At 68.2% G+C, this 23,718-nt stretch carries 23 protein-coding genes and 1 pseudogene; 21 read left to right on the top strand and 3 right to left on the bottom strand.

The annotated features are described in order from the left end of the window. Positions 1-490: 490 nt before the first annotated feature. The 10 genes and pseudogenes from FHS38_RS34480 to FHS38_RS34435 all read left to right on the top strand — a co-directional run. Positions 491-751, top strand: a pseudogene (locus tag FHS38_RS34480) (XRE family transcriptional regulator); the annotation flags it as partial. Then, positions 741-1,208, top strand: a complete 468-nt coding sequence (locus FHS38_RS34475; protein ID WP_184740490.1) for an NUDIX domain-containing protein — start codon at positions 741-743, stop codon at positions 1,206-1,208. The pseudogene FHS38_RS34480 and the gene FHS38_RS34475, both read left to right, overlap by 11 nt. A gap of 286 nt (positions 1,209-1,494) precedes the next feature. Beyond that, complete coding sequence (hemL, locus tag FHS38_RS34470) at positions 1,495-2,853, top strand: glutamate-1-semialdehyde 2,1-aminomutase (protein WP_184740489.1); 1,359 nt, start codon at positions 1,495-1,497, stop codon at positions 2,851-2,853. An 8-nt stretch (positions 2,854-2,861) separates the two neighbouring features. Then, a complete protein-coding gene (locus FHS38_RS34465; RefSeq protein WP_373301880.1) occupies positions 2,862-3,572 on the top strand; it encodes a histidine phosphatase family protein in 711 nt (236 codons plus the stop codon). 189 nt (positions 3,573-3,761) lie between these two features. Then, positions 3,762-4,964 carry a polysaccharide deacetylase family protein gene (locus FHS38_RS34460; RefSeq protein WP_184740487.1) on the top strand — a complete coding sequence of 401 codons (1,203 nt, stop codon included), beginning with the start codon at positions 3,762-3,764 and terminating at the stop codon, positions 4,962-4,964. Positions 4,965-5,092: 128 nt separating this feature from the next. Beyond that, positions 5,093-5,716, top strand: coding sequence for a TlpA family protein disulfide reductase (locus tag FHS38_RS34455; protein ID WP_184740485.1), 624 nt, complete (start codon positions 5,093-5,095; stop codon positions 5,714-5,716). Positions 5,717-5,720: 4 nt separating this feature from the next. Then, a complete protein-coding gene (locus FHS38_RS34450; protein WP_184740483.1) occupies positions 5,721-6,494 on the top strand; it encodes a cytochrome c biogenesis CcdA family protein in 774 nt (257 codons plus the stop codon). A 4-nt stretch (positions 6,495-6,498) separates the two neighbouring features. Further along, entirely contained in the window at positions 6,499-8,241 is a 1,743-nt protein-coding gene (gene resB / locus FHS38_RS34445; protein ID WP_184740481.1) for a cytochrome c biogenesis protein ResB, read from the top strand. A 29-nt stretch (positions 8,242-8,270) separates the two neighbouring features. Next, complete coding sequence (gene ccsB, locus FHS38_RS34440) at positions 8,271-9,392, top strand: c-type cytochrome biogenesis protein CcsB (RefSeq protein ID WP_184740496.1); 1,122 nt, start codon at positions 8,271-8,273, stop codon at positions 9,390-9,392. Between the two features lie 109 nt (positions 9,393-9,501). Then, on the top strand, positions 9,502-10,080 hold the full coding sequence (locus tag FHS38_RS34435; protein ID WP_184740479.1) for a Uma2 family endonuclease: 579 nt from the start codon (positions 9,502-9,504) through the stop codon (positions 10,078-10,080). Positions 10,081-10,093: 13 nt separating this feature from the next. Here FHS38_RS34435 and FHS38_RS34430 read toward each other — a convergent pair whose 3' ends face one another. After that, positions 10,094-10,420: a PLD nuclease N-terminal domain-containing protein gene (locus FHS38_RS34430; RefSeq protein ID WP_184740477.1), complete on the bottom strand. Its 327-nt coding sequence runs from the start codon at positions 10,418-10,420 to the stop codon at positions 10,094-10,096. A gap of 88 nt (positions 10,421-10,508) precedes the next feature. Between FHS38_RS34430 and FHS38_RS34425 the strand changes: the two genes are divergently transcribed. The 3 genes from FHS38_RS34425 (at position 10,509) to FHS38_RS34415 (ending at position 13,740) form a co-directional block, all read left to right on the top strand. Continuing rightward, complete coding sequence (locus FHS38_RS34425; RefSeq protein ID WP_184740475.1) at positions 10,509-11,960, top strand: menaquinone biosynthesis decarboxylase; 1,452 nt, start codon at positions 10,509-10,511, stop codon at positions 11,958-11,960. Between the two features lie 76 nt (positions 11,961-12,036). Continuing rightward, positions 12,037-12,954: a menaquinone biosynthesis prenyltransferase MqnP gene (gene mqnP, locus FHS38_RS34420; protein ID WP_184740473.1), complete on the top strand. Its 918-nt coding sequence runs from the start codon at positions 12,037-12,039 to the stop codon at positions 12,952-12,954. A gap of 99 nt (positions 12,955-13,053) precedes the next feature. Then, positions 13,054-13,740 (top strand): UbiX family flavin prenyltransferase, encoded by a 687-nt coding sequence (locus FHS38_RS34415; RefSeq protein ID WP_184740471.1) that lies wholly within the window; start codon positions 13,054-13,056, stop codon positions 13,738-13,740. Here the strand turns inward: FHS38_RS34415 and FHS38_RS35925 are convergent. Next, positions 13,737-13,865, bottom strand: coding sequence for a hypothetical protein (locus FHS38_RS35925; RefSeq protein WP_260421097.1), 129 nt, complete (start codon positions 13,863-13,865; stop codon positions 13,737-13,739). The two genes, FHS38_RS34415 and FHS38_RS35925, sit on opposite strands and share 4 nt — an antisense overlap. Positions 13,866-13,989: 124 nt before the next feature. Between FHS38_RS35925 and FHS38_RS34410 the strand changes: the two genes are divergently transcribed. The 6 genes from FHS38_RS34410 (at position 13,990) to FHS38_RS34385 (ending at position 19,723) form a co-directional block, all read left to right on the top strand. After that, positions 13,990-14,445: an Lrp/AsnC family transcriptional regulator gene (locus FHS38_RS34410; protein WP_130878882.1), complete on the top strand. Its 456-nt coding sequence runs from the start codon at positions 13,990-13,992 to the stop codon at positions 14,443-14,445. 229 nt (positions 14,446-14,674) lie between these two features. Continuing rightward, positions 14,675-15,838, top strand: coding sequence for an aminofutalosine synthase MqnE (gene mqnE, locus FHS38_RS34405; protein WP_184740469.1), 1,164 nt, complete (start codon positions 14,675-14,677; stop codon positions 15,836-15,838). 127 nt (positions 15,839-15,965) lie between these two features. After that, positions 15,966-16,493 (top strand): GNAT family N-acetyltransferase, encoded by a 528-nt coding sequence (locus tag FHS38_RS34400; protein ID WP_184740467.1) that lies wholly within the window; start codon positions 15,966-15,968, stop codon positions 16,491-16,493. Between the two features lie 67 nt (positions 16,494-16,560). Beyond that, positions 16,561-16,851 carry a DUF4229 domain-containing protein gene (locus FHS38_RS34395; RefSeq protein ID WP_184740465.1) on the top strand — a complete coding sequence of 97 codons (291 nt, stop codon included), beginning with the start codon at positions 16,561-16,563 and terminating at the stop codon, positions 16,849-16,851. A gap of 377 nt (positions 16,852-17,228) precedes the next feature. Beyond that, entirely contained in the window at positions 17,229-18,545 is a 1,317-nt protein-coding gene (locus tag FHS38_RS34390) for a dicarboxylate/amino acid:cation symporter (protein WP_184740463.1), read from the top strand. A gap of 257 nt (positions 18,546-18,802) precedes the next feature. Then, complete coding sequence (locus FHS38_RS34385) at positions 18,803-19,723, top strand: aminoglycoside phosphotransferase family protein (protein WP_184740494.1); 921 nt, start codon at positions 18,803-18,805, stop codon at positions 19,721-19,723. Between the two features lie 3 nt (positions 19,724-19,726). On the opposite strand, the gene FHS38_RS34380 is transcribed toward FHS38_RS34385, so the two are convergent. Continuing rightward, positions 19,727-21,097 carry an NsdA family TPR-like regulatory protein gene (locus FHS38_RS34380; RefSeq protein ID WP_184740461.1) on the bottom strand — a complete coding sequence of 457 codons (1,371 nt, stop codon included), beginning with the start codon at positions 21,095-21,097 and terminating at the stop codon, positions 19,727-19,729. 203 nt (positions 21,098-21,300) lie between these two features. On the opposite strand from FHS38_RS34380, the gene FHS38_RS34375 reads away from it, so the two are divergent. After that, positions 21,301-21,855, top strand: a complete 555-nt coding sequence (locus FHS38_RS34375; protein WP_376700097.1) for an ATP-binding protein — start codon at positions 21,301-21,303, stop codon at positions 21,853-21,855. Between the two features lie 387 nt (positions 21,856-22,242). After that, positions 22,243-22,488: a DUF7848 domain-containing protein gene (locus FHS38_RS36580; protein WP_444545777.1), complete on the top strand. Its 246-nt coding sequence runs from the start codon at positions 22,243-22,245 to the stop codon at positions 22,486-22,488. Positions 22,489-23,718: the final 1,230 nt, after the last annotated feature.

Raw genomic sequence — 23,718 nt, 5'->3', positions numbered from 1 at the left:
AGCGGCGGGGTCGAGCCTGGCTGGTCGCCTGGTTTGCTTCGCCCGCTCATGACGCTCCAGAACTGTTGGTCGAGTCGCCGGTCACGCCAGCACCCTGGCCCGCCCAGTCATCCCCTCATCGTGACTCCAGGTACACGCTCACGTCACCTTTTCCGTGAAACCCCTGCCGCAGCACCCAACGCCAGCTTCGCCACCGCCCGCGCCGCCGGCACCGTCAACTCCAACCGGACCAAGCCCGATCCGTCGTCCGCCGCGCCTGCACGCAGCCGCACCCCAGGCCCCTCCAGCCCAGCCGCCACCAGGGCCTCCGCGAGTGCCGACGCCACGCCCGTGGCCTCACGCCAGCCCGCCACGTAGTCCACGCCGCACACCCACGCTCCCGCCGTGCCCGGGGCCAACTCTTCAACCCCAGAACCCCCGACGCCGCTCTCCAACGCCGTTCTGGGCATCGGAACTGGGCGCCGCCCTACCGCGCATGGGAACGGCGCTCGTCATGCACTATCGGCCCCTTGTCGGCGTACCCGGCATCGACGTACGGACCCACGGGACCACCCTCTACAACTCCCTCTACCGCGCGGATGATCAAGTGATAGTCAACGCCCACGTTTGGGGAGTGAACGCATACGGGGCACCGGTCTGGCACCTCCGCCGCAACGGTGACGGGGGAATGTTCGACACGTACGCCAGCAGCTTCGACGCCGTGTGGGCGACAGCGAACCCGGTAGGAGAAGAGGCCAGCGATGCGAACTGAGTACTACGACGACCCGGACGCACCCAAGCCGAACAGCATGGTCGTCGCCGCGTCCGCGGTAGTCGTCGACGATCAAGAGCGCATCCTCCTACAGCGCCGCCGGGACAACGATCTCTGGGCCCTCCCGGGCGGCGGCATGGACATGGACGACTCTCTGCCGGGCACAGCGGTGCGGGAGGTGAAGGAAGAAACCGGGCTGGACGTGGAGATCACGGGTCTCGTTGGGACCTACACCGACCCCCGCCATGTCATTGCCTACTCGGACGGCGAGGTACGCCGACAGTTCAACATCTGTTTCACCGCCCGCATCGTCGGCGGCAGGCTCGCCATCTCCGATGAGTCCACGGAGCTCAGGTTCGTCCCAACTGAGGAGCTGGCCGAGCTGCCCATGCACCACACGCAGCGACTGCGACTCGAACACTTCCTGGAGCGCCGTCCCCAGCCCTATCTGGGCTGATGCGGTGAACAAGGCTCGACCGGATCGGCCAGGATTGAAGTGCGCGGTCGTTGCCCGAGGCCAGGACCGCCCGCAATACCTCGAACACGGGGGCTTGTGAGCGGGGGACGGTGAGCGCCTTACCGCCAAAGGCCGGGACGTACCCTGTCGGCATGGCAGATGAGTACGTAGAGGGGGCTTCCAAGCACCCTCGTGGAGTCGGCCTCGCTCCGCCGCAGGCAGCAGCGTGGGGCGTCATGAGCGAGGACGGCCAGCGGGTCGTTGAAGCTGCGGATCAAGGTAAGACATGGGCGAACGGAGTGCACCAGTGAACGAGTTTCCGCAGGTCAGGCCCGAACAACCCTATGCGTATGAAGCTCCAGTCTCGCAGGTTCTGTTCGACCGGGCGGCGGTCGTGACGCCCGGTGGCGTGAATTCTCCGGTCCGCGCGTTCCGCGCCGTGGGCGGTACGCCCAGGTTCATGGTGTCCGGTACCGGTCCGTACCTGACGGACGCGGACGGCCGGGAGTATGTGGACCTCGTGTGCTCGTGGGGCCCGATGATCCTCGGTCACGCGCACCCCGAGGTGATCGCGGCCGTTCAGGACGCCGTCGCCCGCGGCACGTCGTTCGGCACGCCCGGTGAGGGCGAGGTCGCGCTGGCCGAGGAGATCGTCGCCCGCGTCGAGCCGGTCGAGCAGGTGCGGCTGGTGTCGTCCGGTACCGAGGCGACGATGTCGGCGATCCGGCTCGCGCGCGGTTTCACCGGTCGCGCCAAGGTGATCAAGTTCGCGGGCTGCTACCACGGCCACGTGGACGCGCTGCTGGCCGCGGCCGGGTCGGGGCTCGCGACGTTCGGGCTGCCGGACACGCCCGGGGTGACGGGCGCGCAGGCCGGGGACACCATCGTGCTGCCGTACAACGACCTGGAGGCGGTGCACGCCGCGTTCCACGCGCACCCGGGTGAGATCGCGTGTGTGATCACCGAGGCGTCGCCGGGCAACATGGGCGTGGTGCCGCCGCAGCCGGGCTTCAACGCGGGGCTCAAGGCGGCCTGCGAGAAGAACGGCGCGCTGTTCATCTCCGACGAGGTCATGACGGGCTTCCGGACGAGCAAGGCCGGCTGGTACGGCATCGACGGCGTCAAGGCGGACCTGCTGACCTTCGGCAAGGTCATGGGCGGCGGCTTCCCGGCGGCGGCGTTCGGCGGCCGCGCCGATGTGATGGCGCACCTGGCCCCGGCGGGCCCGGTCTACCAGGCGGGCACGCTCTCGGGTAACCCGGTGGCGACGGCGGCGGGTCTCGCGCAGCTGCGGCTGATGGACGACGCGGCGTACGAGAAGGTCGACGCGGTCTCGGCCGAGATCCGTGGCCTGGTGGGTGCCGCGCTGACCAAGGAGGGGGTCGCGCACCGCCTCCAGGTCGCCGGGAACATGTTCTCGGTGTTCTTCACGGACCGCGAGGTCAGGGACTACGACGGGGCGAAGGCGCAGGAGTCCTTCCGCTTCACGGCCTTCTTCCACTCGCTGCTGTCGCAGGGTGTGTATCTGCCGCCGTCGGCGTTCGAGTCGTGGTTCGTCTCGACGGCTCTCGACAGTGCGGCGATCGAGCGGGTCGCGGCGGCTCTGCCGGCCGCGGCGCGGGCGGCAGCCGAGGCGACGGAATGATGGGTGGCATGACCAGCGACATGACGAGTGGCCCGGCGAAGAGAGACGACGACATCACCGTCGTCCATGTGATGCGGCACGGCGAGGTCCACAACCCGGACGGCGTGCTCTACGGGCGCCGGGCGGGCTATCACCTGTCGGAGCTCGGTCGGCAGATGGCCGACCGGGTGGCCGAGCACCTGGCCGAGCGGGACGTGACGCACGTCGTCGCGTCGCCGCTGGAGCGGGCGCAGGAGACGGCGCTGCCCGTCGCGAAGGCGCACGGTCTGGATCTGGCGACGGACGAGCGGCTGATCGAGGCGGCGAACGTCTTCGAGGGGAAGACGTTCGGCGTGGGTGACGGCGCGCTGCGCAAGCCCGCCAACTGGCGGCATCTGACGAACCCCTTCAAGCCGTCCTGGGGCGAGCCGTACATCGAGCAGGTCGTGCGGATGATGGGCGCGCTGGACGCCGCGCGGGACGCGGCGCGCGGTCACGAGGCCGTGTGCGTGAGCCATCAGCTGCCGATCTGGATCCTGCGGAGCTTCGTGGAGCGGCGCCGGCTGTGGCACGACCCGCGGAAGCGGCAGTGCACGCTGGCGAGCCTGACGACGTTCACCTATAGGGGGGACAAAATCGTTTCGGTGGGTTACAGCGAGCCCGCCCGGGATTTGGTGCCCGCGCACCTGTTGGCGGGTGCCAAACCGGTCAAGGGTGGGGCAAAGGCGTTCGGCGCCTGAACTCCGACGCTGCCTGATCATCGCCTGGTCAACCGGCGCTTGACGATCTCAAAGCGAGCCAAAACCAAGTAAAGGGACGTAAAGACCGGCGAATTCGCGCAACCGCCGCACTCGGCGCGCTCTCTCACCCGATGTCGTTTTATATGGACGACAGGTGGGTGAAGCACGGCGAGTACGGACGGAGACGACATGCGCGACATCAGCCGACGAGGTCTCCTCGGAATGGGGGTGGGAGCGGCGGCCGCGATAGGCGCGGCGAGTTGCTCCGCACCCCCGGGCTCCGACCAGGCGCAGGACCCCGCGGCCAAAGCGAGCGAGCAGGCCAAGGCCAAACTCATCGGTGACGGTTCGACCGCCGACGCCGGGCAGCAGCCGAACCAGCCGCCGAAACCCGAACCGCTGGAGTGGGGCCAGAAGCCCCCACAGTTCGTGATCTTCTCCTGGGACGGTGCCGGTGAGGTCGGCAACGGGCTGTTCCCCCGCTTCCGCAAGATAGCCCGGGACCACGGTGCGCGGATGACGTTCTTCCTCTCCGGCATCTATCTCCTGCCCGAGTCGAAGAAACGCCTCTACGAGCCCCCCAACAACCCGGTCGGCGCATCCGACATCGGCTACCTCACCGACGACCACATCAAGTCGACGCTGCGCAATCTGCGCGAGGCGTGGTTCGAGGGGCACGAGGTCGGCACCCACTTCAACGGGCACTTCTGCCAGGGCTCCGGCTCGGTGGGCCACTGGACACCCTCGGACTGGCGGTCCGAGATCGAACAGGCGATCTCCTTCGTCACCGAGTGGCGCACGAACAGCGGATTCACCGATGTGGAACCGCTGCCGTTCGACTACCGCAAGGAACTCGTCGGCGGCCGCACCCCGTGTCTGCTCGGCCAGGACAACATGCTGCCGGTCGCCCGGAAACTGGGCTGGCGTTATGACGCGAGTTCACCGGGCGGGCTGCAGATGTGGCCGAAGAAAAGGCAGGGGGTATGGGATCTGCCGTTGCAGCAGATGCCCTTTCCCGGCCATTCGTTCGAGGTCCTCTCCATGGACTACAACATCCTCGCCAATCAGTCGAAGAACACCACCCGGGGCCGCTCGTCCAACTATTCCTACTGGCGCAAGCAGGCGACGGAGTCCTACATCCAGGGATTCCAGCGCGCCTACGAGACGAACCGGGCGCCGTTCTTCGTCGGCAACCACTTCGAGCAGTGGAACGGCGGCATCTACATGGACGCCGTCGAGGAGGCGATCAAGCACATGGCCGACGAGCGGCACAAGGACGTCCGCCTGGTCTCCTTCCGGCAGTTCGTGGACTGGCTGGACGTCCAGGACCCGAAGATCCTCGCGGAGCTGCGCAGGCTCAACGTCGGGGAGAAGTGGAAGGCGTCGGCATAGCGACGGCGTACGGCCGCGGGGCCCCGCCCCGCGGCCCGTAGGCCCGTACGAGGGGCCCGGGAACCCTTACGAGGGGCCCCGGAGGGGGGCGCGGAAGATCCCCAAATGGACCATGCGAAACTTTTCACATGAGTGCCTGCCGCGCCCCTCGACGCCCTGTCCCACGCCGGCGTATCACCCTGCCGGTCATGTTCGCCGCCGTCGCGGCACTGTCCCTGACCGCGTGCGGCACGGGCGAAAAGCCCAAGAGCGGCGGCGGTACCCAGTTCGTGCAGGGCACGGGCGGGGTGAGCGTGGTCAAGGACAAGGGCGGCCGGCAGAGCGCGCCCGGTCTCGACGGCGAGACCCTCGACGGCAAGCCGCTCGACATCGCCGAGGACTACAAGGGCAAGATCGTCGTCCTTAACGTCTGGGGCTCGTGGTGCTCGCCCTGCCGGGCCGAGGCCAAGAACCTCGTGAACGTCGCCAACGACTACAAGGACAAGGGCGTGCAGTTCGTGGGTCTCAACACCCGCGACCCCAACCCCGCCCCGGCCCGCCGCTTCGAGAAGGAGTTCGAGGTCCCGTACCCGAGCCTGTACGACTCCTCCGGCAAGCTCCTGCTGCGTTTCCCCAAGGGCAGCCTCAACCCGCAGGCCATTCCCTCCACCCTCTTCATCGACCGCGACGGCAAGATCGCGGCGCGCGCGCTCAAGGCGCTGACCGAGGACGAGCTGCGCAAGACGCTCGAGCCGCTGGTCGCGGAGAAGTGACCCCGTGACCGCCGTCACCACCCTCGCCGCCGTCGGCGACGTGAACCAGACCGTCCTGACCGGTGCGCTGCTGCTGGCCCTGCCGGTGGCCCTGCTCGGCGGGCTGGTCTCCTTCTTCTCCCCGTGCGTGCTGCCGCTCGTGCCCGGCTACCTGTCGTACGTGACGGGGGTCAGCGGCGCGGACATGGCCGAGGCCAAGCGCGGCCGGATGGTCGCCGGGGCCTCGCTCTTCGTCCTCGGCTTCAGCGCCGTCTTCGTCTCCATGGGTGCCTTCTTCGGCTTCTTCGGGCAGAACCTGCTGAAGTACAAGGACACGATCTCCACGGTGCTCGGGGCCTTCACGATCGTCCTGGGCCTCGCCTTCATGGGCGCCCTGAACCTCTTCGGGCAGCGCGAATTCCGCTTCCACACCAAGCCCGCCATGGGGCTCGCCGGGGCGCCGCTGCTCGGTGTCCTCTTCGGGGTCGGCTGGACGCCGTGCATCGGTCCGACGCTCGGCTCCGTCATGGCCCTGTCCCAGAACCAGGCGAGCGCCGGGCGGGGAGCCCTGCTGACGGTCGCCTACTGTCTCGGCCTCGGGCTGCCGTTCATCCTCGCCGCTGTGGCCTTCCGGCGCGCTCTCGGCGCGTTCGGCTGGGTCAAGCGGCACTATGCCTGGGTCATGCGGATCGGCGGCCTCATGCTGGTCGTGGTCGGTGTCCTCCTCGTCACGGGTATGTGGGACCGCTTGGTCGCCGATCTCCAGACGTGGTCCAGTTCCTACGTTCCCGAGGTCTGATCAGATGGCGAAGACAGAGACAACGCCCGCCACCGAGGACAAGGACATCGATGACGCCGGCTCACAGCTGTCCACGGCCCCGGCCGAGGAGGGCGGGCAGTCGGTACCCGGTTCGTTCGGCGGCGTCCGGGCGCCCGGTGCGCTCGGCGCGCTGGCCTGGACGTGGCGGGAGACCACCGGCTGGGTGCGCTGGTTCTGGCGGCAGCTGACCTCCATGCGGGTCGCGCTGATCCTGCTCTTCCTGCTCTCGCTCGGCACGATTCCCGGCTCGCTCATCCCGCAGACGAGCGTCGACGCGGTGAAGGCCGAGAACTGGAAGAAGGCCCACGAGACCGTCGCGCCCCTCTACGACAAGGTCGGGCTCTTCGACGTCTACAGCTCGGTGTGGTTCTCGGCGATCTACATCCTGCTGTTCACCTCCCTCATCGGCTGCATCGTGCCGCGCACCTGGCAGTTCGTCGGCCAGCTCCGCGGCCGGCCGCCGGTCGCGCCGCGCCGGCTGGCGAAGCTGCCCGCGTACACCACGTGGCGCACCGGGGCCGAGCCGGAGCAGGTGCTGGCGGCGGCGGAGAAGCTGCTCAAGCGGCGGCGGTTCCGCACCCGGGTGTCCGGTGACGCGGTGGGCTCCGAGAAGGGCTATCTCCGCGAGGCCGGCAACCTCCTCTTCCACATCGCGCTGATCGTGATGCTGGTGGCCTTCGCCTCCGGGCAGCTGTGGAAGTCCGAGGGGCAGAAGCTGATCGTCGCGGGCGACGGCTTCGCCAACACCATCACCCAGTACGACGACTTCAAGTCCGGCTCCCTCTTCAAGGTCGACGACCTCGACCCCTTCAGCTTCAAGCTGGACGGTTTCGAGGGCACGTACGAGCGCTCCGGGCCGCAGCGCGGCACCCCCCGTACGTACGAGGCCCACGTCACCTACCGGGACGGCGCGGACGGCGCCCCCCGCAAGAAGACGATCAAGGTGAACGAGCCGCTGGAGACGGCCGGCTCGAAGGTCTATCTGATCGGGCACGGCTACGCGCCGGTCGTCACCGTCCGCGACGGCCAGGGGAACATCTCCCACCAGGGCGCGGTGCCCTCGCTGCCGCTGGACGGCAACGTCACCGAGTCCACGGTGCTCAAGGTCGGCGACTACCGGGACAAGGACGGCAAGAAGGACCAGCTCGGCTTCAAGGGCAACTTCGTCCCGACGCTGGACCTGCGGACCGGCACGATGCTGTCCCAGTTCCCCGCCCTGGACAATCCGCGGCTCGTCCTGACCGCGTACCGCGGCAGCCTCGGCATCGACTCGGGCATGCCGCAGAGCGTCTACCAGCTCGACGTGTCCAAGATGAAGCAGTTCAAGGACAAGGACGGCAGCCCGTTCGCGAAGGTCCTCAAGGTCGGCGACACCATGACGCTGCCCGACGGCGCGGGGACGCTGCACTTCGACGGCATCAAGCCGTGGGCGACCTTCCAGATCTCCCAGAAGCCCGGCAACACCACCGCCCTCGTCGGAGCGGTCGCCGCACTGATCGGCGTGGCCGGTTCGCTGTTCATCCAGCGACGCCGGGTCTGGGTGCGGGCCGTACGGGACGCCGACGGGCACACCGTCGTCGAACTGGCCGGCCTGGGCCGCAGCGAGTCCGCGAAGCTCCCCGAGGAGCTCGCCGACCTCGCCGTCGCCCTGCAGCCCGAAGCGCCGCCCCTCCCCGAGCCCGACCCCGCAGATTCCGCCGATTCCTCCGAAGGAGCGCGCGCGTGACATCGATCGCTGCCGCAGCCAACGAGAACATGGCCGAGATCAGCAATGTGCTGATCTATTCGGCCATGGCCGTCTACACCCTGGCCTTCCTCGCGCACATCGCCGAGTGGGTGCTCGGCAGCCGTAGCGCGGTCGGCCGCACGGCCGCCGCGCTCACCGCCCCCCAGGCCGCCGCGGCCGGCACCGCCGCGCAGGCCGAGCGGCAGGGCGGCGGCACGGCCGTGCTGGAGCGCCCCAAGGTCGTCACCCGCTCCGGTGCGGGCACCCGGGACGTCCCCGACGGGCCGGGCGCGGCGGGCACCAGCGAGAAGGGTGACGTCTACGGGCGGATCGCCGTCTCCCTGACCGTGCTCGCGTTCCTCCTGCACGCCGGCTCGGTCCTCACCCGCGCGCTGTCGGTGGAACGTGCCCCCTGGGGCAACATGTACGAGTTCTCCACGACCTTCGGCATGACCCTGGTCGCGGTCTACCTCGGGCTGCTCGTCGCCAAGAAGAACGTGCGCTGGCTCGGCCTGCCCCTGGTCACCACCATCCTGCTCGACCTGGGCCTCGCCCTGTCGGTGCTGTACACCGACAGCGACCAGCTGGTGCCCGCGCTCCACTCCTACTGGCTGTGGATCCACGTCTCCTGCGCGATCATCTCCGGCGCGGCCCTGTGGGTGGGTGCCTGCTCCACCCTGATGTACCTCTTCCGCGACGGCTACGAGTCGCGGCTGGAGAGCGGCTGGACCGGCCGCGGGCTGGACCGGCTGCTGGCCGAGCTGCCGTCGAACCGGCGGATCCTGCGCTTCAAGGCGCACCTGGCCAAGTACACCGACTCGTTCGTGATGCGGCTGCCGTCGTCGGCGACGCTCGACAAGTTCGCGTACCGCGTCAACGCGACGGTCTTCCCGCTGTGGACCTTCACGATCATCGCGGGCGCCATCTGGGCCGAGGCCGCGTGGGGCCGCTACTGGGGCTGGGACCCCAAGGAGGTCTGGTCCTTCATCACCTGGGTCGCCTACGCGTGCTACCTGCACGCCCGCGCCACCGCCGGGTGGAAGGGCCGCAAGGCCGCGTACATCGCGCTGGCCGCGTTCGGCTGCTACATCTTCAACTACTACGGCGTGAACATCTTCGTCACCGGCAAGCACTCCTACGCCGGCGTCTGAGCCCCGCACACACAAAGGCCCGCTCCCTCGTTCGGGGGATGCGGGCCTTTGTGCGAGCGTGGGGTGGAGCGGCTTCTTAGACTCGGAGGCGACAGCCATGGAGGCGCACATGAGCACCGCAGTGGACCCGACAGTGGACTCGGCCGAGCTGGACGAGATGTTCGCGGACATCTCGCGCATGAACGTGCCCGCCGGCTACCGGGTGGAGATCATCGAGGGGGAGATCGTCCTGAATCCGCAGTGCAAGGTGCATTCCCGGATCATCCAGCTGTTGACGCTCTCCTTGATGGATGCCCGCGGCCGCGACGCGAACGTTCTCTGGGATGTGCGCATCGACTTCCCCGGGTGCCTTAACGGCTACGTTCCGGACGTAGCGCTGGTGAAGGACGATGCCGAGGAGGACGACGACGGCCGACACGATTTCCGCGACGTCGAATTCGTGGCCGAGGTCGTCTCGCGCAGCAGTCGGCGTGACGACTTCGACGCCAAGTTGAAGGTCTACGCGGGGTCCGGTGTGCCGACGTACCTCATCGCCGACCCGAAGACCGGCGTGGTGCACGTCTTCCATGCGCCGCAGAACGGTGTGTACTCCGACGAAACGACATACACGTTCGGGAACGAAGTCACGCTGCCGTCCCCTGAGCTGACCATCGACACGAGCGACTGGCCCTTCGACCGACGCGCGTGACGAGGGCGCAACGTCACCCCTTCGGGCCGTTGCCGTCCTTGTCCGGGTCCGGGTCCTCGTCCTTCTTCAGGGACTTGAGGAACTCCGGGTTGTCGTCCGGGGCCACCCACTGCCCGCCGCGCCCGCGGCCGTAGGCGCGTCCGCCGGTGGCGGCGCGGCGCGGGCGGCCGGCGAAGAGCCAGGCGACGGGGCCGATGAGGACCTCGCCGAAGAGCAGGATGATGAACACCCAGGCGATCTTCGGCAGACCGCGCACCTCGTTCTCCGGGGTGTTGAGGCAGTCGATGAAGGCATAGATCCACAACGCCAGGATCAGCAGGAACGGCAGATACCTGAGCATGGTGGCAAGCTCCCCGTGAGCGGTGTGCGGGCCGCTCGGCGGCCCCCCGTGACCGTTCCAGGGTAGTGCGTGCTTGATACTGGAACGCATGGCTTATGACGATCTTCGCTCGTTCCTCCGGGCGCTGGAGCGCGACGGTGACCTCAAGCGCATCAAGGCCGAAGTCGACCCGTACCTGGAAATCGGGGAGATCGTCGACAGAGTGAACAAGGCGGGGGGTCCCGCGCTGCTCTTCGAGAACGTCAAGGGCGCCTCGATGCCGCTCGCGATGAACGTCTTCGGCACCGACCGCCGGCTGCTCAAGGCGCTCGGCCTGAAGTCCTACGACGAGATCAGCGACAAGATCGGCGGGCTGCTCAAGCCCGAGCTGCCGCAGGGCTTCGTCGGGATGCGGGAGGCGTTCGGCAAGCTGGGCGCGATGGCGCACGTGCCGCCGCGCAAGGTCAAGGACGCCCCGGTCCAGGAAGTGGTGCTGACCGGCGACGACGTGGACCTGGACCAGCTCCCGGCGCTGTTCACCTGGCCCGAGGACGGCGGCTCGTTCTTCAACCTGGGGCTCACGCACACCAAGCACCCCGAGACGGGCGTGCGGAACCTCGGCCTCTACCGCCTCCAGCGCCACGACAAGCGCACCATCGGCATGCACTGGCAGATCCACAAGGACAGCCGCAACCACTACCAGGTGGCCGCCAAGCGCGGCGAGAAGCTGCCCGTCGCGATCGCCTTCGGCGCCCCGCCGGCCGTGACGTACGCCTCCACCGCACCGCTGCCCGGCGACATCGACGAGTACCTCTTCGCGGGCTTCGTCCAGGGCAAGCGGATCGAGATGGTCGACTGCAAGACCGTCCCGTTGCAGGTCCCGGCCAACGCCGAGGTCGTCATCGAGGGCTGGCTGGAGCCGGGCGAGATGCTGCCCGAGGGCCCCTTCGGCGACCACACCGGCTTCTACACGCCGCAGGAGCCGTTCCCGGCGCTGACCATCGACTGTGTGACGATGCGTCGGCGCCCGCTGCTCCAGTCGATCGTGGTGGGCCGGCCGCCGACCGAGGACGGTCCGCTGGGGCGGGCGACGGAGCGGTTCTTCCTGCCGCTGCTCAAGATCATCATTCCGGACATCGTGGACTACCACCTGCCGGAGTCGGGCGGCTTCCACAACTGCGCGATCGTCTCGATCGACAAGAAGTACCCGAAGCACGCCCAGAAGGTCATGCACGCCATCTGGGGCGCGCACATGATGTCGCTGACCAAGCTGATCATCGTGGTCGACGCGGACTGCGATGTGCACGACCTGCACGAGGTGTCCTGGCGGGCGCTCGGCAACACCGACTACGCCCGCGACCTCACCGTCGTCGAGGGCCCGGTCGACCACCTCGACCACGCCTCGTACCAGCAGTTCTGGGGCGGCAAGGCGGGCATCGACGCGACCGCGAAGTGGCCCGAGGAGGGCTACACCCGCGACGGCGGCTGGCCGCACATGGTCGAGTCGGACCCGGAAGTCGCCGATCGGGTGACGAAGCGCTGGAAGGAGTACGGACTGTGATCCGTATGCCGATGATGCCGGAAGGCGCGAGGCCGGGGTCTCCCCGCCACCGCGGGGATGAACCGGAGTGCGGGCTGTGACCGCCGCCGAAGGGGTCCTCGGCCCCGGCCCCGCGCCGTCCACCGGCAAGGTGAAGGCCTTCCTGCGCCTGGTGCTCATCGAGCACTCCGTCTTCGCGCTGCCCTTCGCGTACATCGCCTCCCTGACCGCGATGTACCAGTGGGACGAGAACATCCACTGGGTCCGGCTGCTGCTGGTCACCGTCGCCATGGTCGGTCTGCGCACCTTCGCGATGGCCTGCAACCGGATCATCGACCGCGAGCTCGACGCCCGTAACCCGCGCACCGCCAATCGCGAGTTGGTCACCGGCGCCGTCTCCGTGCGCTCCGCGTGGACGGGCGCGCTGATCGCCGTCGCCGTCTTCCTGGGCGCCGCGGCACTGCTCAACCCGCTCTGTCTGGCGCTCGCGCCGCTCGCCGTGATCCCGATGGTGGTCTATCCGTACGGCAAGCGGTTCACGAACTTCCCGCACGCGATCCTCGGTCTCGCCCAGTCCATCGGCCCGGTCGGCGCCTGGCTCGCGATCACCGGCGAGTGGTCCTGGGACGCGGTCGTCCTCGGTCTCGCGGTCGGCGTGTGGATCGGCGGCTTCGATCTGATCTTCGGCTCCCAGGACGTGCTGGCGGACCGGGCGGAGGGCGTGAAGTCCGTCCCGGCCCGCTTCGGTGTCCCGGCCGCGCTGTACGGCGCGCGGGCGTGCCATGTCGTCACCACGGGCCTGCTGGTCTGGTACGCGCTGGCCACGGACGCCGGGGCGTTCTTCTGGGCCGGACTGGCCGTGGTGGCCGGGGCGTTCCTCTACGAGCACTCGATCGTGAAGCCGCACGACCTGTCGCGGCTGAACCGGGCGTTCTTCACCGTCAACGGGTTCATCGGGATTGCCCTTTTCGTGTGCGCGTTGCTCGATCTGCTGGTGCGCGGCCTGACCGTGTGAGTAGCCTCGACGCCCCGGCCGTCCGTGGTTCCGGGCGGTCGGTCCCCGGTCGCCGCAGGTGACCCCGGGCTTCCGCTGCGCTGCGGATAGGCTCGGGACGTGGAGCCGTACGAACACACAACGCAACGCCGTCCCTGGGTGGTCGGGGTGTCCGGCGCGTCCGGGACGCCGTATGCCGCGTCCGTGCTGCGCGGTCTGCTGGCCGCGGGCGAGGACGTGGACCTGGTGGTCAGCCGGGCGTCGAGACTGACGCTGCTGGACGAGACCGGGATCGCGTTCCGGGACGCGCACTGGCGCGAGGATCTGCGGGACTGGCTGGCGCTGGGCGCCGACGGCAAGCCCCAGGCCTTCGAGGTCGACCTCGCCCGGGTGCGGTACTGGCCGGCCGGGGACCTCGCGGCCGGGCCGTCCTCCGGCAGTTACGCCGTCAAGGGAATGCTGATCGTCCCGGCGAGCACGGCCTGTGTGGCCGGGGTGGCGCTGGGGCTGTCGAAGGACCTGCTCCAGCGGGTCGCGAGCGTGACGCTCAAGGAGCGGCGCCGGCTGGTGGTCGCGGTGCGGGAGACGCCGCTGAGCGGTCAGACGCTCAAGCAGCTCGTGGCGCTGGACGAGGCGGGCGCCGTGGTGCTGCCCGCCTCTCCGGCGTTCTACGCGGGGGCGACGCACATCCAGGATCTGGTGGACTTCGTCGCCGGGCGGGTGCTGGACGCGGCGGGGGTGCCGCACCAGCTGTACCGCCGGTGGAAGGGAGAGCTCGGTGCCGCGCGCTCCCCGGTCTCGGACTAGCGCTTCTTGGCGCGGCGGGCCTTGGCCTCGGCGCGGCGCTTGTCGGCGGTCTGGTGGGCACGCGAGCGGTTGGCCAGGTCCTGCAGCTCGCGCATCCGGGCGTAGGCCATCTCGATCGAGTACACGGGAAACTCACTCCTGAAGGATCAACGTCGATCTGGTGAAAGATTTACAGGGCGTCTCCCCTGTATGCCTTAGATTCTACATGCAAACCGGCGACTTCGCTGATTATTTGAAAGGTGCCAGCCAATGGACGCGGTGGACAGGCAGCTCATCCAGGCCCTGCGGGAGAACGGCCGGGCCTCGTACGCGGAGCTGGGCAGGCTCGTGGGCCTGTCCGGGCCGAGCGTCACGGACCGGATCAACCGCCTGGAGGCGGCGGGCGTCATCACCGGCTACCGCGCGACCGTCGACTCCGCGTCGCTCGGCCTCGGGGTCACGGCGCTGATCGGCATCCAGCTCTCCGACGCCGCCGACCACGAGGACGTGGCGCGCAGACTGCGCGACCTGGCGGAGATCGAGGACTGCTGGTTCATCGCCGGCGACGACTCGTACATGCTCAAGGTGCGCGTCGGTGACGTGGACGGACTGGAGCGCACCATCCGGCGGCTGTCCGGGACCAGGGGCGTCGCCCGGACCCGGACGACGATCGTGCTCTCGACCAAGTGGGAGAACCGGGTCGGGGAGCTGCCGGACGAGGCGTAGGCCTCCTTTGGCGGGTGTTCGCTTGGCCCTGCGGGCCGTGGCGTGTGCACCTCCGCTGCGCGGCGGTGCCCTCAATCGCCGGACGGGCTTGTTGTGGCTGACCTCAGCTCGATCACCCGCAGGGCGCTCGCCGCCGCAAGGCGGCACGGACGGCCCGCACCCGGTGGCGGAAAACCGGGGGAGTAGGCTCGACAAGGTTGCAAAAGCGGATGTTTGGAGAGGCGGGCGCATGGACGCGGGGCTCAAGCGCGAGCTGGAGGAGAAGGTCCACGCCGGGGAGCGGCTGACCCGCGAGGACGGCATCGCCCTCTACGAGTCCGACGACCTGGCCTGGCTGGGCGGTCTGGCCCACGAGGTGCGCACGCGCAAGAACGGTGACGTCGTCCACTTCAACGTCAACCGGCACCTCAACATGACGAACGTGTGCACCGCGTCGTGCGCGTACTGCTCGTTCCAGCGGAAGCCGGGCGAGAAGGACGCGTACACGATGCGCATCGAGGAGGCCGTCCGCCTCGCCAAGGCGATGGAGAACGAGAACCTCACCGAGCTGCACATCGTCAACGGCCTGCACCCCACGCTGCCCTGGCGCTACTACCCGCGTTCGCTCAAGGCCCTCAAGGAGGCGCTGCCGAACGTCTCCCTCAAGGCCTTCACCGCCACCGAGATCCAGCACTTCGAGAAGATCTCCGGCATGCCCGCCTCGGAGATCCTCGACGAGCTGATCGACGCCGGTCTGGAGTCGCTGACCGGCGGCGGCGCGGAGATCTTCGACTGGGAGGTCCGCCAGCACATCGTCGACCACGACACCCACTGGGAGGACTGGTCGCGCATCCACCGTCTGGTGCACGAGAAGGGGCTCAAGACCCCGTCCACGATGCTCTACGGGCACATCGAGGAGCCGCGCCACCGGGTGGACCACGTGCTGCGGCTGCGTGAGCTGCAGGACGAGACCGGGGGCTTCCAGGTCTTCATCCCGCTGCGCTACCAGCACGACTTCGTGGACATGAAGGACGGCAAGGTCCGCAACCGGCTCCAGGCGCGGACGTCGATGGCGACCGGTGCCGAGGCGCTCAAGACCTTCGCCGTCTCCCGGCTGCTCTTCGACAACGTCCCGCACGTCAAGGTCTTCTGGGTCATGCACGGCGTGCAGACCGCGCAGCTCGCGCTGCAGCACGGCGCGGACGACATGGACGGCTCGGTCGTCGAGTACAAGATCACGCACGATGCCGACAACTACGGCACGCCGAACAAGCTCGGCCGTGAGGACCTGCTGGACCTCATCCGTGACGCGGGCTTCCGCCCGGTGGAGCGCAACACCCGCTACGAGATCATCCGCGAGTACCCCGGCCCCGACGCCTCGCGCCGCGAGTCGCCGCAGCCGATGCGGATCTGACGTCCCGGAGCCGCGTGCCGGTTCGGAGAAGCCCTGGTGGACACGTCCGCCGGGGCTTCTCCCTTGTCCGCCGGAGCCGGCCCGCAGATCATTGCGCAATGATCGCCGTAATGGTTGCATGGTGCCTATGGCCCTTACGTTCGTCCGTGATCCCCAGTTGACCCCCGCACTCCGCGAGGAGCTCGCCCGTCTCTGGCTCGACGTCTCCCAGGCCGGTGGCGCCGTCGGCTTCGTGCCGCCCGTCACCGCCGAGGACATCGCGCCCGTCATGCGGCGACAGCTGGAGGACGTGGCCGCCGGAGGAACGCGGATGCTGGCTGCCCATGAGGGGGGCGCGGGCGGGCGGCTGGTCGGCACGACCTTCCTCAAGCTCAACTCGCACCACCTGATGACCCACTGGTGCACTCTCATCACGGTCATGGTCCACCCGACGCTGCAAGGCGGCGGCCGGGGCAAGGTGATGCTGCGCGAAGCGATAGAGATGGCCCGTGACCTGGACTTCCACGCCGTGCGGCTGGGGGTGCGGGGCGGCGAGGGCACCGAGCGGTTCTACGAGACCGTCGGCTTCAAGGAGGTCGGCCGGGTGCCCGCCGCGATCCGCGTCGCGCCGGACGATCACCGCGACGACATCACGATGTGGCTCCCCCTGGTCTGATCCACATCGGTCCGTGCTTGACTGGACGGTGACCCTTTCGGTTGCCGTTGAGAAGAAGGTCCCGTCCGTGAGTAGTCAGAACTTCGCCTCGCTCCGCTACACCGCTCTGCGTGTCGGTCTGCTCATCGCCTGCTTCGGTGTCGTCTACGGGCTCTGCTACGCGGGTCTCGTCCCGATCGGTGCGAACGGCTCGAACCTCGTCTGGATGATCCTGCTCGCGCTCATCATCTCCGCCCCGCTCAGCTGGGTGCTGCTGCGCAAGCAGCGCGACGCCATGTCCGAGCAGATCGTGGAGCGTGTGGACCGCGCGAAGCAGAAGCTGGCCGCCAACGCCGGCCAGGAGGACGGGGCGGCCTAAATCCCCCCAAGCATGCTTCAACCCTGACCATCGGGTGTAAGCCTGCTCACAACGCATCGACGCCCCATCCCAGAGCGACCGCTCTGTGGTGGGGCGTTCGGCGTATTCCGGTCGTACGCGTGTGCTTGAACTCAAAGGAGAGCTTTGAGTTGCCCAAAGGCCGGGTGTTAACGTATTCGACATGAAGACAGCAGCAGCGCACCGATCAGCCGTGAGCCCCGTGCTCGTGGCGCGCCTGCACGTCGATCTTTGCCGCTGCGTGTCCGCGGCCTGTTGCCGCCGCTGACGTCACGCCCGCCGCGGCCGGAGATCCCGTACGTCACGGACCTCCTGGCGCCTGTACGCCCTTTTTCTTACTTCCGTCCCCGGAGTTCCCGTTGCCTTCGACACCCGCGTCCGCCGCCACGGCCACCCGCCGGCGCATACCCAAGGTCCCGTTCTGGGCCCAGATCCTGCTCGGCCTCGTGCTGGGCGCCCTGCTCGGCTGGGCCGCCCAGAGCGGTGACATCCACTGGCTCGAGGTCACCCTCGGCAAGATCGGCGACATCTTCGTCCAGCTGCTGATGGTCGTGATCGCCCCGCTGGTCTTCTTCGCCATCCTGGTGTCGATCACCAACCTGCGGAACGTCTCCAACGCCGCCCGGCTGGCCACCCGCACCCTGCTCTGGTTCATGATCACGTCGCTGATCGCGGTCGTCATCGGCCTCGCGATCGGCCTGCTCACCAACCCCGGCTCCGGCACCGGCCTCACCCCGGCCGACGGCGCCGAGCCCAAGAAGCACGGTTCGTGGCTGGACTTCCTGACCGGGATCATCCCGACCGACGTGATCACGCCGTTCACCGAGCTGAACGTCCTCCAGATCGTCTTCATGGCCGCCGCCGCGGGCATCGCCATCCTCCAGATCGGCGACAAGGCCAAGCCCGTCCTCGACCTCAGCCAGTCCGCGCTGGACCTGCTCCAGAAGGTCCTGTGGTGGGTCATCCGGCTCGCCCCGCTCGGCAGCCTCGGCTTGGTCGGCACGGCCATCGCCACCTACGGCTGGAACCTGATCGGCAAGTACGCGACGTTCACCGCCGACATCTACGTCGGCTGCGCCATCGTGCTCTTCGGCGTCTACCCGCTGCTGCTCGCCACCGTCGGCAAGGTCAACCCGCTGCAGTTCTTCAAGGGCGCCTGGCCGGCCATCCAGCTGGCCTTCGTCTCCCGCTCCTCCGTCGGCACGATGCCGCTGACGCAGAAGGTCACCGAGCGCCTGGGCGTGCCGAAGGAGTACGCGTCCTTCGCCGTGCCGTTCGGCTCGACGACCAAGATGGACGGTTGCGCCTCGATCTACCCCGCGATCGCCGCGATCTTCGTGGCGCAGGTCTTCGACGTGCCGCTGGAGATCCGTGACTACGTCCTGATCGCCTTCGTCTCCGTCATCGGCTCGGCCGCCACCGCCGGTCTGACCGGTGCGACCGTGATGCTGACCCTCACGCTGTCGACGCTGGGCCTGCCGATGGCCGGTGTCGGTCTGCTGCTGGCCATCGACCCGATCGTGGACATGATGCGCACCGCGACGAACGTCGCCGGTCAATCTGTATGCACGTTGTTGGTCGCGGCTCAGGAAGGGATCCTCGACCGGGACAAGTACAAGACCGCAGACGGATCAAAGCTCGACGCGGAGCCGCAGCCTGTGGCCGTCGCCGCGTAGTGCCCCTGGGTAGTGCGGAACCCCTGGTCTCACCCTGAGGCCGGGGGTTCTGTGTCTGGGTGCTGCTGCGTCCATCCTGCTGCCTCTCGAGCGCCCGGCAGAACTCGGTGGCCAGCAAAGGGCACCGGGAGCCCCGCCCTCGTCTTGTGGCTCCCAAGGTGGGTACGTTCTCTTCCGTGTCCGGCGCGCGCCGGTTGGTCACCAGTTTTCGCGCGCGGCGGAAGATCGCGCACGGGACTTGGGGAGTTGGTACCGGCATGTCGTCTGACGCTGCTCGGGCATCGGAAGAGGGGTTCACTTCGGCGCGAGCGGCACGCGTGATGGCTGCCGCGTGCCGAAGGGCGGGGTTGGATCACAGAGACGCAGAGCTGATCCGGCTCGGGGAGAACGCGCTGTACCGGCTGGCGTCCACTCCCGTGATCGTGCGTGTGGCGCGCTCGGCGGAGTACCTGTCGGCTGCGCGCAATGAGGTAGCCGTATCCCGCTGGCTGGCGAAAGAGGGACTGGCAGCGGCCCGGGTCGTGGACGACCTTGAACAGCCCCTGCTGATCGACGGGCACCCGGTGACCTTCTGGCATCTGATCCGTGAGGGGGATCGGAAGGCGACGTACGGGGAGCTGGGAGCCGTGCTCCGGGACCTGCACTCGCTGGCACTGCCCAGTGATCTCAAACTGCCGCCGTACGACATCTTCGGGCGCACCGATCTTCGGATCGAGCGCGCCGTGGGGATACCGGATGACGATCGGGAGTTCCTGCGGAGCCGTGAACGGGAGCTGCGCCGCAAGGTGACGGACCTGCGCTTCGAGTCGCCCAAGGGGCCGGTGCACGGTGACGCGCACGTCCAGAACCTCATGGTGGACACCAGCGGGACGGTGATCCTGATCGACTTCGAGGTCTTCGCCTTTGATCATCCTGAGTGGGACCTGAAGGTCACCGCCGTGGAGCACTACAGCTTGGGCTGGCAGACGGATGACCAGTACGCCGACTTCGTGAACGCCTACGGGCGGGACCTGCGCCACTGGCCCGGCTACTCCACGCTGCGTGACATCCAGGAGTTCCGCATGACGACGTGGCTCATGCAGAACGCGGCGGAGAGCGAGCGGGTAGCGGCCGAGTATGGGCGACGGATTTCCTCACTGCGGGATGCCGACGCGCCTCGGGACTGGCGGCCGTGGTGACGGTTACTCCTCATCGAGCCGGGCGAGTGCAGCGCGTACCTGTTCGCTGAATGCGGTCACGGTCGGGTGGGCCGACTGGGTGCTGATCTCGGTTTGGAAGTCGCTCACGTAGCGCTGGAAGCGTGCGGATTGCAGGGAGTCTCCGGCCTCGACGGCCAGACTCGCTGTGGCGACCGCTGTTTCCAGCTCACCGTTGAGAAGCTGGCTCTGCGCCAGCACCATCCGGCAGAACCCGAGAGTCCGTGCGTACTTCGGATCGGTTTCGTTCACGGCTCGCTCCGCGTGCAGCAGTGCTTCGGCACGCTGCCTGAGATCGCGGAAGCAGTGGCAGAACTCGCCCATCAGCTCGGCCGAATCGAAGTACGAAAGCCACTCGGGATCTTCGGCTGTGCCTGCCCGCTCGAAGTAGCGCTCTGCCTCGTTCATGGCCCGGCCGGCACCTCGTGGATCACCCAGGTTGGCCAGGGCGCGGGCCTCCATCGCTGCGAACATCGACATGGCACGCGGGGTAGCTCGACCTTGGGCACCTTCGAGGGCGGCACGGGCCAACTGCACGGACTGGGTGTGGTTACCCAGGTAATTGGCCTGGTGGCTGAGGTTGGCAAGGATGCGCCCGCCGAACATGCGATCACCGGTCACCTGGGACAGGCGAAGCGTTGACGTCAGGTACTGATGAGCCAGGCGGTGATTGCCGGAGTCGTACGCGGTCCAGGCGAGTAGCTGAGCGATCTCGGCGGCGGCTCCGAAGAGGGCGCTGCCCACCTTCTCGCTGTAGCTGGCGTCAAGCAGGGGCAGCACTTCGTGGCGGAAGTAGTGGCGGAGCGCCTTGTGCCCGTGGCCACCGCCGAACTGGAAGTCCAGTTCCATGAACATCTTGCCTGCGGTACGGATCGCTCGGACATCCCGCATGCCTACGCGCTGGCCTCCGGCGCGCTCAACGGGAATGCCGTCAGGACGGGCGACCATCCAGGACAACACTGCGGAGCTGAGATCACCTTCCGCGATGACGAAACTGCCGCTTCCCGATACTTCCGCACTCTTCTCGCTGAGACCGTCGAGCATGGCAAGCGCGTCGGCAGAAGAGGCGGGATATCCCACAGCCAAAGGGGCTGCTGGCTCGGACTTCCCGAAAAAGCCCAGGTCAATGGGGGCGACCGTGCGCTGAAGCTTGGCACTCAGCGCGGCAGCGGCGATAGCCGCCGTCTTCGGCTGGATGCCCGCTCCGTCCCGCCATCGCTGCACAGAGACGTGAGTGGTTCCCAGGTGATCACCCCGCTGCGCGGCAAGGTCACGCATGCGCTTTGCCAAGCCCTTGTTCGAGACCTTGGCTTCTGCCATGAGAGAGATCAACTGTTCATTCGGCTCTCGGCTCATGCTCCCCTGGCCTTCGCTCGACGCCTGGGATTCATGCTGGCACAGCGAACTGACATTGGGGGGTTCATCGGTGAACCCCCCTGGCAGAACACCGTGTTCACGTGAACCCCCGGGTGAACGCTCCCGGTTGCGCTCAGCAGGACGTTCACTGTTCGTCACGCGGCACCGGAACAGAGGTTCCGCCGACGGACGGAGGACCAGCGGTGAGAGCAAGGAAGGCCAACCGGTCGGTGAAGGGTCCTTCTGCGGTACCGCTGCACGATGTGGTGCAGGACGGTTCCCAGGAACGCTTCCGCGCGATGACGCTGTTCGTGGAGTCGCCGGACACAGTGCGCGCCGCCCGCGATATGACCCGCTCGGCCCTCGAAGACTGGGGGCTGAACGATCTGGTGGACGACGCGCGGTTGGTCGTCTCGGAACTCGTCGGCAACGTCGTCCACCATGCCGTTCCGGATCAGCACCTGTCCGTACCTGGTGCTCATCGCCGGATCGATGTAACTCTCCGGAAGTGGCCCGATTGGCTGCTCATCGGAGTGGCTGATGAGGACTCCAGCCCGCCTACCTTTCCCGTCGGTGACATGTTCTCGCCCCACCTGGTGGACGGACTTCCCGAAGCGCTGCTGCCCGACTGCGGGCGCGGGCTCATGCTCGTTCAGCGCCTGGCGGATGCGCTGTGGTGGTGCCCGGGAGACGGGGGCGGCAAGACGGTGATCTGCCGTTTCGACCTGGCCGGACGGTCCGCCAGCCTTCACCGGTAGAGATCCGGGCCGCCGCCCTGCCGATACCTCCCCACGCGATCGGGAGGTGGGCGGCGACCTGCGTCGGACAGGGACTGACCATCCGGTTCGGCGGAGCGCGGCCCTTGGGCCGGGACTCACTTCCCGCGCTAGGGCCGCGCTCAACAACCGATTCCAACATGGGTGCTGGGGCGCCTCGATGAAGGGAGGGAGAAGACGTGGAATTTCGAGTGTGGTCGCAGCGAGTAGAGCGCGGTGACGTGGTGATTGACAGGGGCCGTGGGCGTGAGGTGAAGGCGGTGCGTCGGAACGGGCGGGGTGAGATCGTGCTTGTCTTCAAGGACGGTGCCCATCAGCGCGTCGACTCGACGGCGTCGCTCGTAGTGGATCGCGACGATCGTCGTTCCCATGCGCGGTAGGGCGTTCAGTTCCGATGCTCAGAACGGCTGGTGGGCACTGGAATGGGACATGTCGGGGAGTGGACCGGTGTACGAGGTTGAGTGCACGACTTGTGGGGGTTCCTCGGAGGCGTCGGAGGGCAGTGCGGGGCCGGATGCGTGGGCGCTTCAGCACGCGGACCGGACCGGCCACACGGGCTTCCGGAACGTCGTGACGCGTTTCTCGCGGGCCTCGCGGTCGGCGGGCTCCCCCTAGGCCGGGTGAGGGCCGTGGCTCCGGGGATGGATCAAGCGGCTCTCATCCTTCGATTCCCTCAGTGCGCAGACCGTGGCGCGGCGGGCCGTTCCTCCCGCCGTGCTGTGGAAGTGGGCGCTCATCCCGCGTGCTGCGATGAGGGGGTGGCGGGATCCGTTCACCCCGCCGTCAGCGGTCCGGCCCTGATCCCCCGCGTATGAGGGGGCCGGACCGCGCACAGCATCCACAGAAACAAGACCGGACCACCCCGCGCCTGGCAGCAACTGGGTGGTCCGGAAGGGATCCACGAGTGACCCCGGTGCCGATGGTACCGGGGCTCTCGTCGTGCGTCCGTGCGATAGCCCAAGAAGATCCAGATCAGCCAAGGACTTTGAGGGGTGGCAAGTTGATGTCGGGGCCTGAGCATGAGGCGTTGGAGAGCGGCGTCGGGGGTTCTGGGGCTGAGGAGTTGGCCCCGGACACGGCGGGAGCGTGGGTACGCGGCGTGGACTACGTGGCGGGCTGGCGGGAGGCCACGGGCGCGGTGGCGGCACTTGCGGGAGCGTTGGCGTCGGCCGGGGTGGAGGGGCCTGGTGTGCGGTTGCGTGCCAGTGCTGGGGATGACGGCTCGGGCGTAGTCCGGCTGGAGTTGACGGTGCCGGCGGCGCGGGTGGTGGCAAAGCTGGCGTCGGACGTTGCCGCGGGGTTTCACGGAAACGGTGACGTGGGCGCGTACCCGGAGTCACGATGAGGGGATGACTGGGCGGGCCAGGGTGCTGGCGTGGAGTGGGGCCGTTGCCGGGGCAGGGATCTCGGTTGGGCTGATCTTGGTCGCCGTGTTGGCGGACCTGGACACGGCAGGGCAAATAGCGGGGATTGCGGGGGCCATCATCGGGCTTGCTGGCCTGGGCGTCTCACTGTGGGCGTTGATCCCCCGGCCTCATGTGCAGCCGGCAGCTGGTCCGACGACGACTGCATCAGGGGAGAGGTCGGTGGCCGCGGGTGGCCGCATTGGCATGGCAGCGACTGGTGACCAGTCCCAGGTGGCGCCGACCGGGCTGGGAAGCGCACCACCGGCGTCCCCGCCGTCGCCGATTCCGGCGGGGGGCACGGTCGAGGCGTCGGGTGGTCGGTCGATCGCTGCCGGTGGGGATATCGGAACCGCCGTGACCGGCGACTCGACCAACGGTTCTGGAGCGTCATGAGCGGGCGACGTAAACGAGGTGACCAGCCAGGCTCGATCCCGCCGTC

The sequence above is a fragment of the Streptomyces netropsis genome (genome assembly GCF_014203545.1).
GTDB lineage: Bacteria > Actinomycetota > Actinomycetes > Streptomycetales > Streptomycetaceae > Streptomyces > Streptomyces netropsis.
Note: the sequence above shows the minus strand (reverse complement) of the source record. Positions and strands in the feature narration are given on the sequence as shown.

Coding starts and splice junctions, on each gene's coding strand:
- FHS38_RS34475 (WP_184740490.1), top strand. CDS start 741: ATGCGAACTGAGTACTACGACGACCCGGACGCACCCAAGCCGAACAGC.
- hemL (WP_184740489.1), top strand. CDS start 1,495: ATGGGCGAACGGAGTGCACCAGTGAACGAGTTTCCGCAGGTCAGGCCC.
- FHS38_RS34465 (WP_373301880.1), top strand. CDS start 2,862: ATGACCAGCGACATGACGAGTGGCCCGGCGAAGAGAGACGACGACATC.
- FHS38_RS34460 (WP_184740487.1), top strand. CDS start 3,762: ATGCGCGACATCAGCCGACGAGGTCTCCTCGGAATGGGGGTGGGAGCG.
- FHS38_RS34455 (WP_184740485.1), top strand. CDS start 5,093: ATGAGTGCCTGCCGCGCCCCTCGACGCCCTGTCCCACGCCGGCGTATC.
- resB (WP_184740481.1), top strand. CDS start 6,499: ATGGCGAAGACAGAGACAACGCCCGCCACCGAGGACAAGGACATCGAT.
- ccsB (WP_184740496.1), top strand. CDS start 8,271: ATGGCCGAGATCAGCAATGTGCTGATCTATTCGGCCATGGCCGTCTAC.
- FHS38_RS34435 (WP_184740479.1), top strand. CDS start 9,502: ATGAGCACCGCAGTGGACCCGACAGTGGACTCGGCCGAGCTGGACGAG.
- FHS38_RS34430 (WP_184740477.1), bottom strand. CDS start 10,420: ATGCTCAGGTATCTGCCGTTCCTGCTGATCCTGGCGTTGTGGATCTAT.
- FHS38_RS34425 (WP_184740475.1), top strand. CDS start 10,509: ATGGCTTATGACGATCTTCGCTCGTTCCTCCGGGCGCTGGAGCGCGAC.
- FHS38_RS34410 (WP_130878882.1), top strand. CDS start 13,990: ATGGACGCGGTGGACAGGCAGCTCATCCAGGCCCTGCGGGAGAACGGC.
- mqnE (WP_184740469.1), top strand. CDS start 14,675: ATGGACGCGGGGCTCAAGCGCGAGCTGGAGGAGAAGGTCCACGCCGGG.
- FHS38_RS34400 (WP_184740467.1), top strand. CDS start 15,966: ATGGCCCTTACGTTCGTCCGTGATCCCCAGTTGACCCCCGCACTCCGC.
- FHS38_RS34385 (WP_184740494.1), top strand. CDS start 18,803: ATGTCGTCTGACGCTGCTCGGGCATCGGAAGAGGGGTTCACTTCGGCG.
- FHS38_RS34380 (WP_184740461.1), bottom strand. CDS start 21,097: ATGAGCCGAGAGCCGAATGAACAGTTGATCTCTCTCATGGCAGAAGCC.
- FHS38_RS36580 (WP_444545777.1), top strand. CDS start 22,243: ATGCGCGGTAGGGCGTTCAGTTCCGATGCTCAGAACGGCTGGTGGGCA.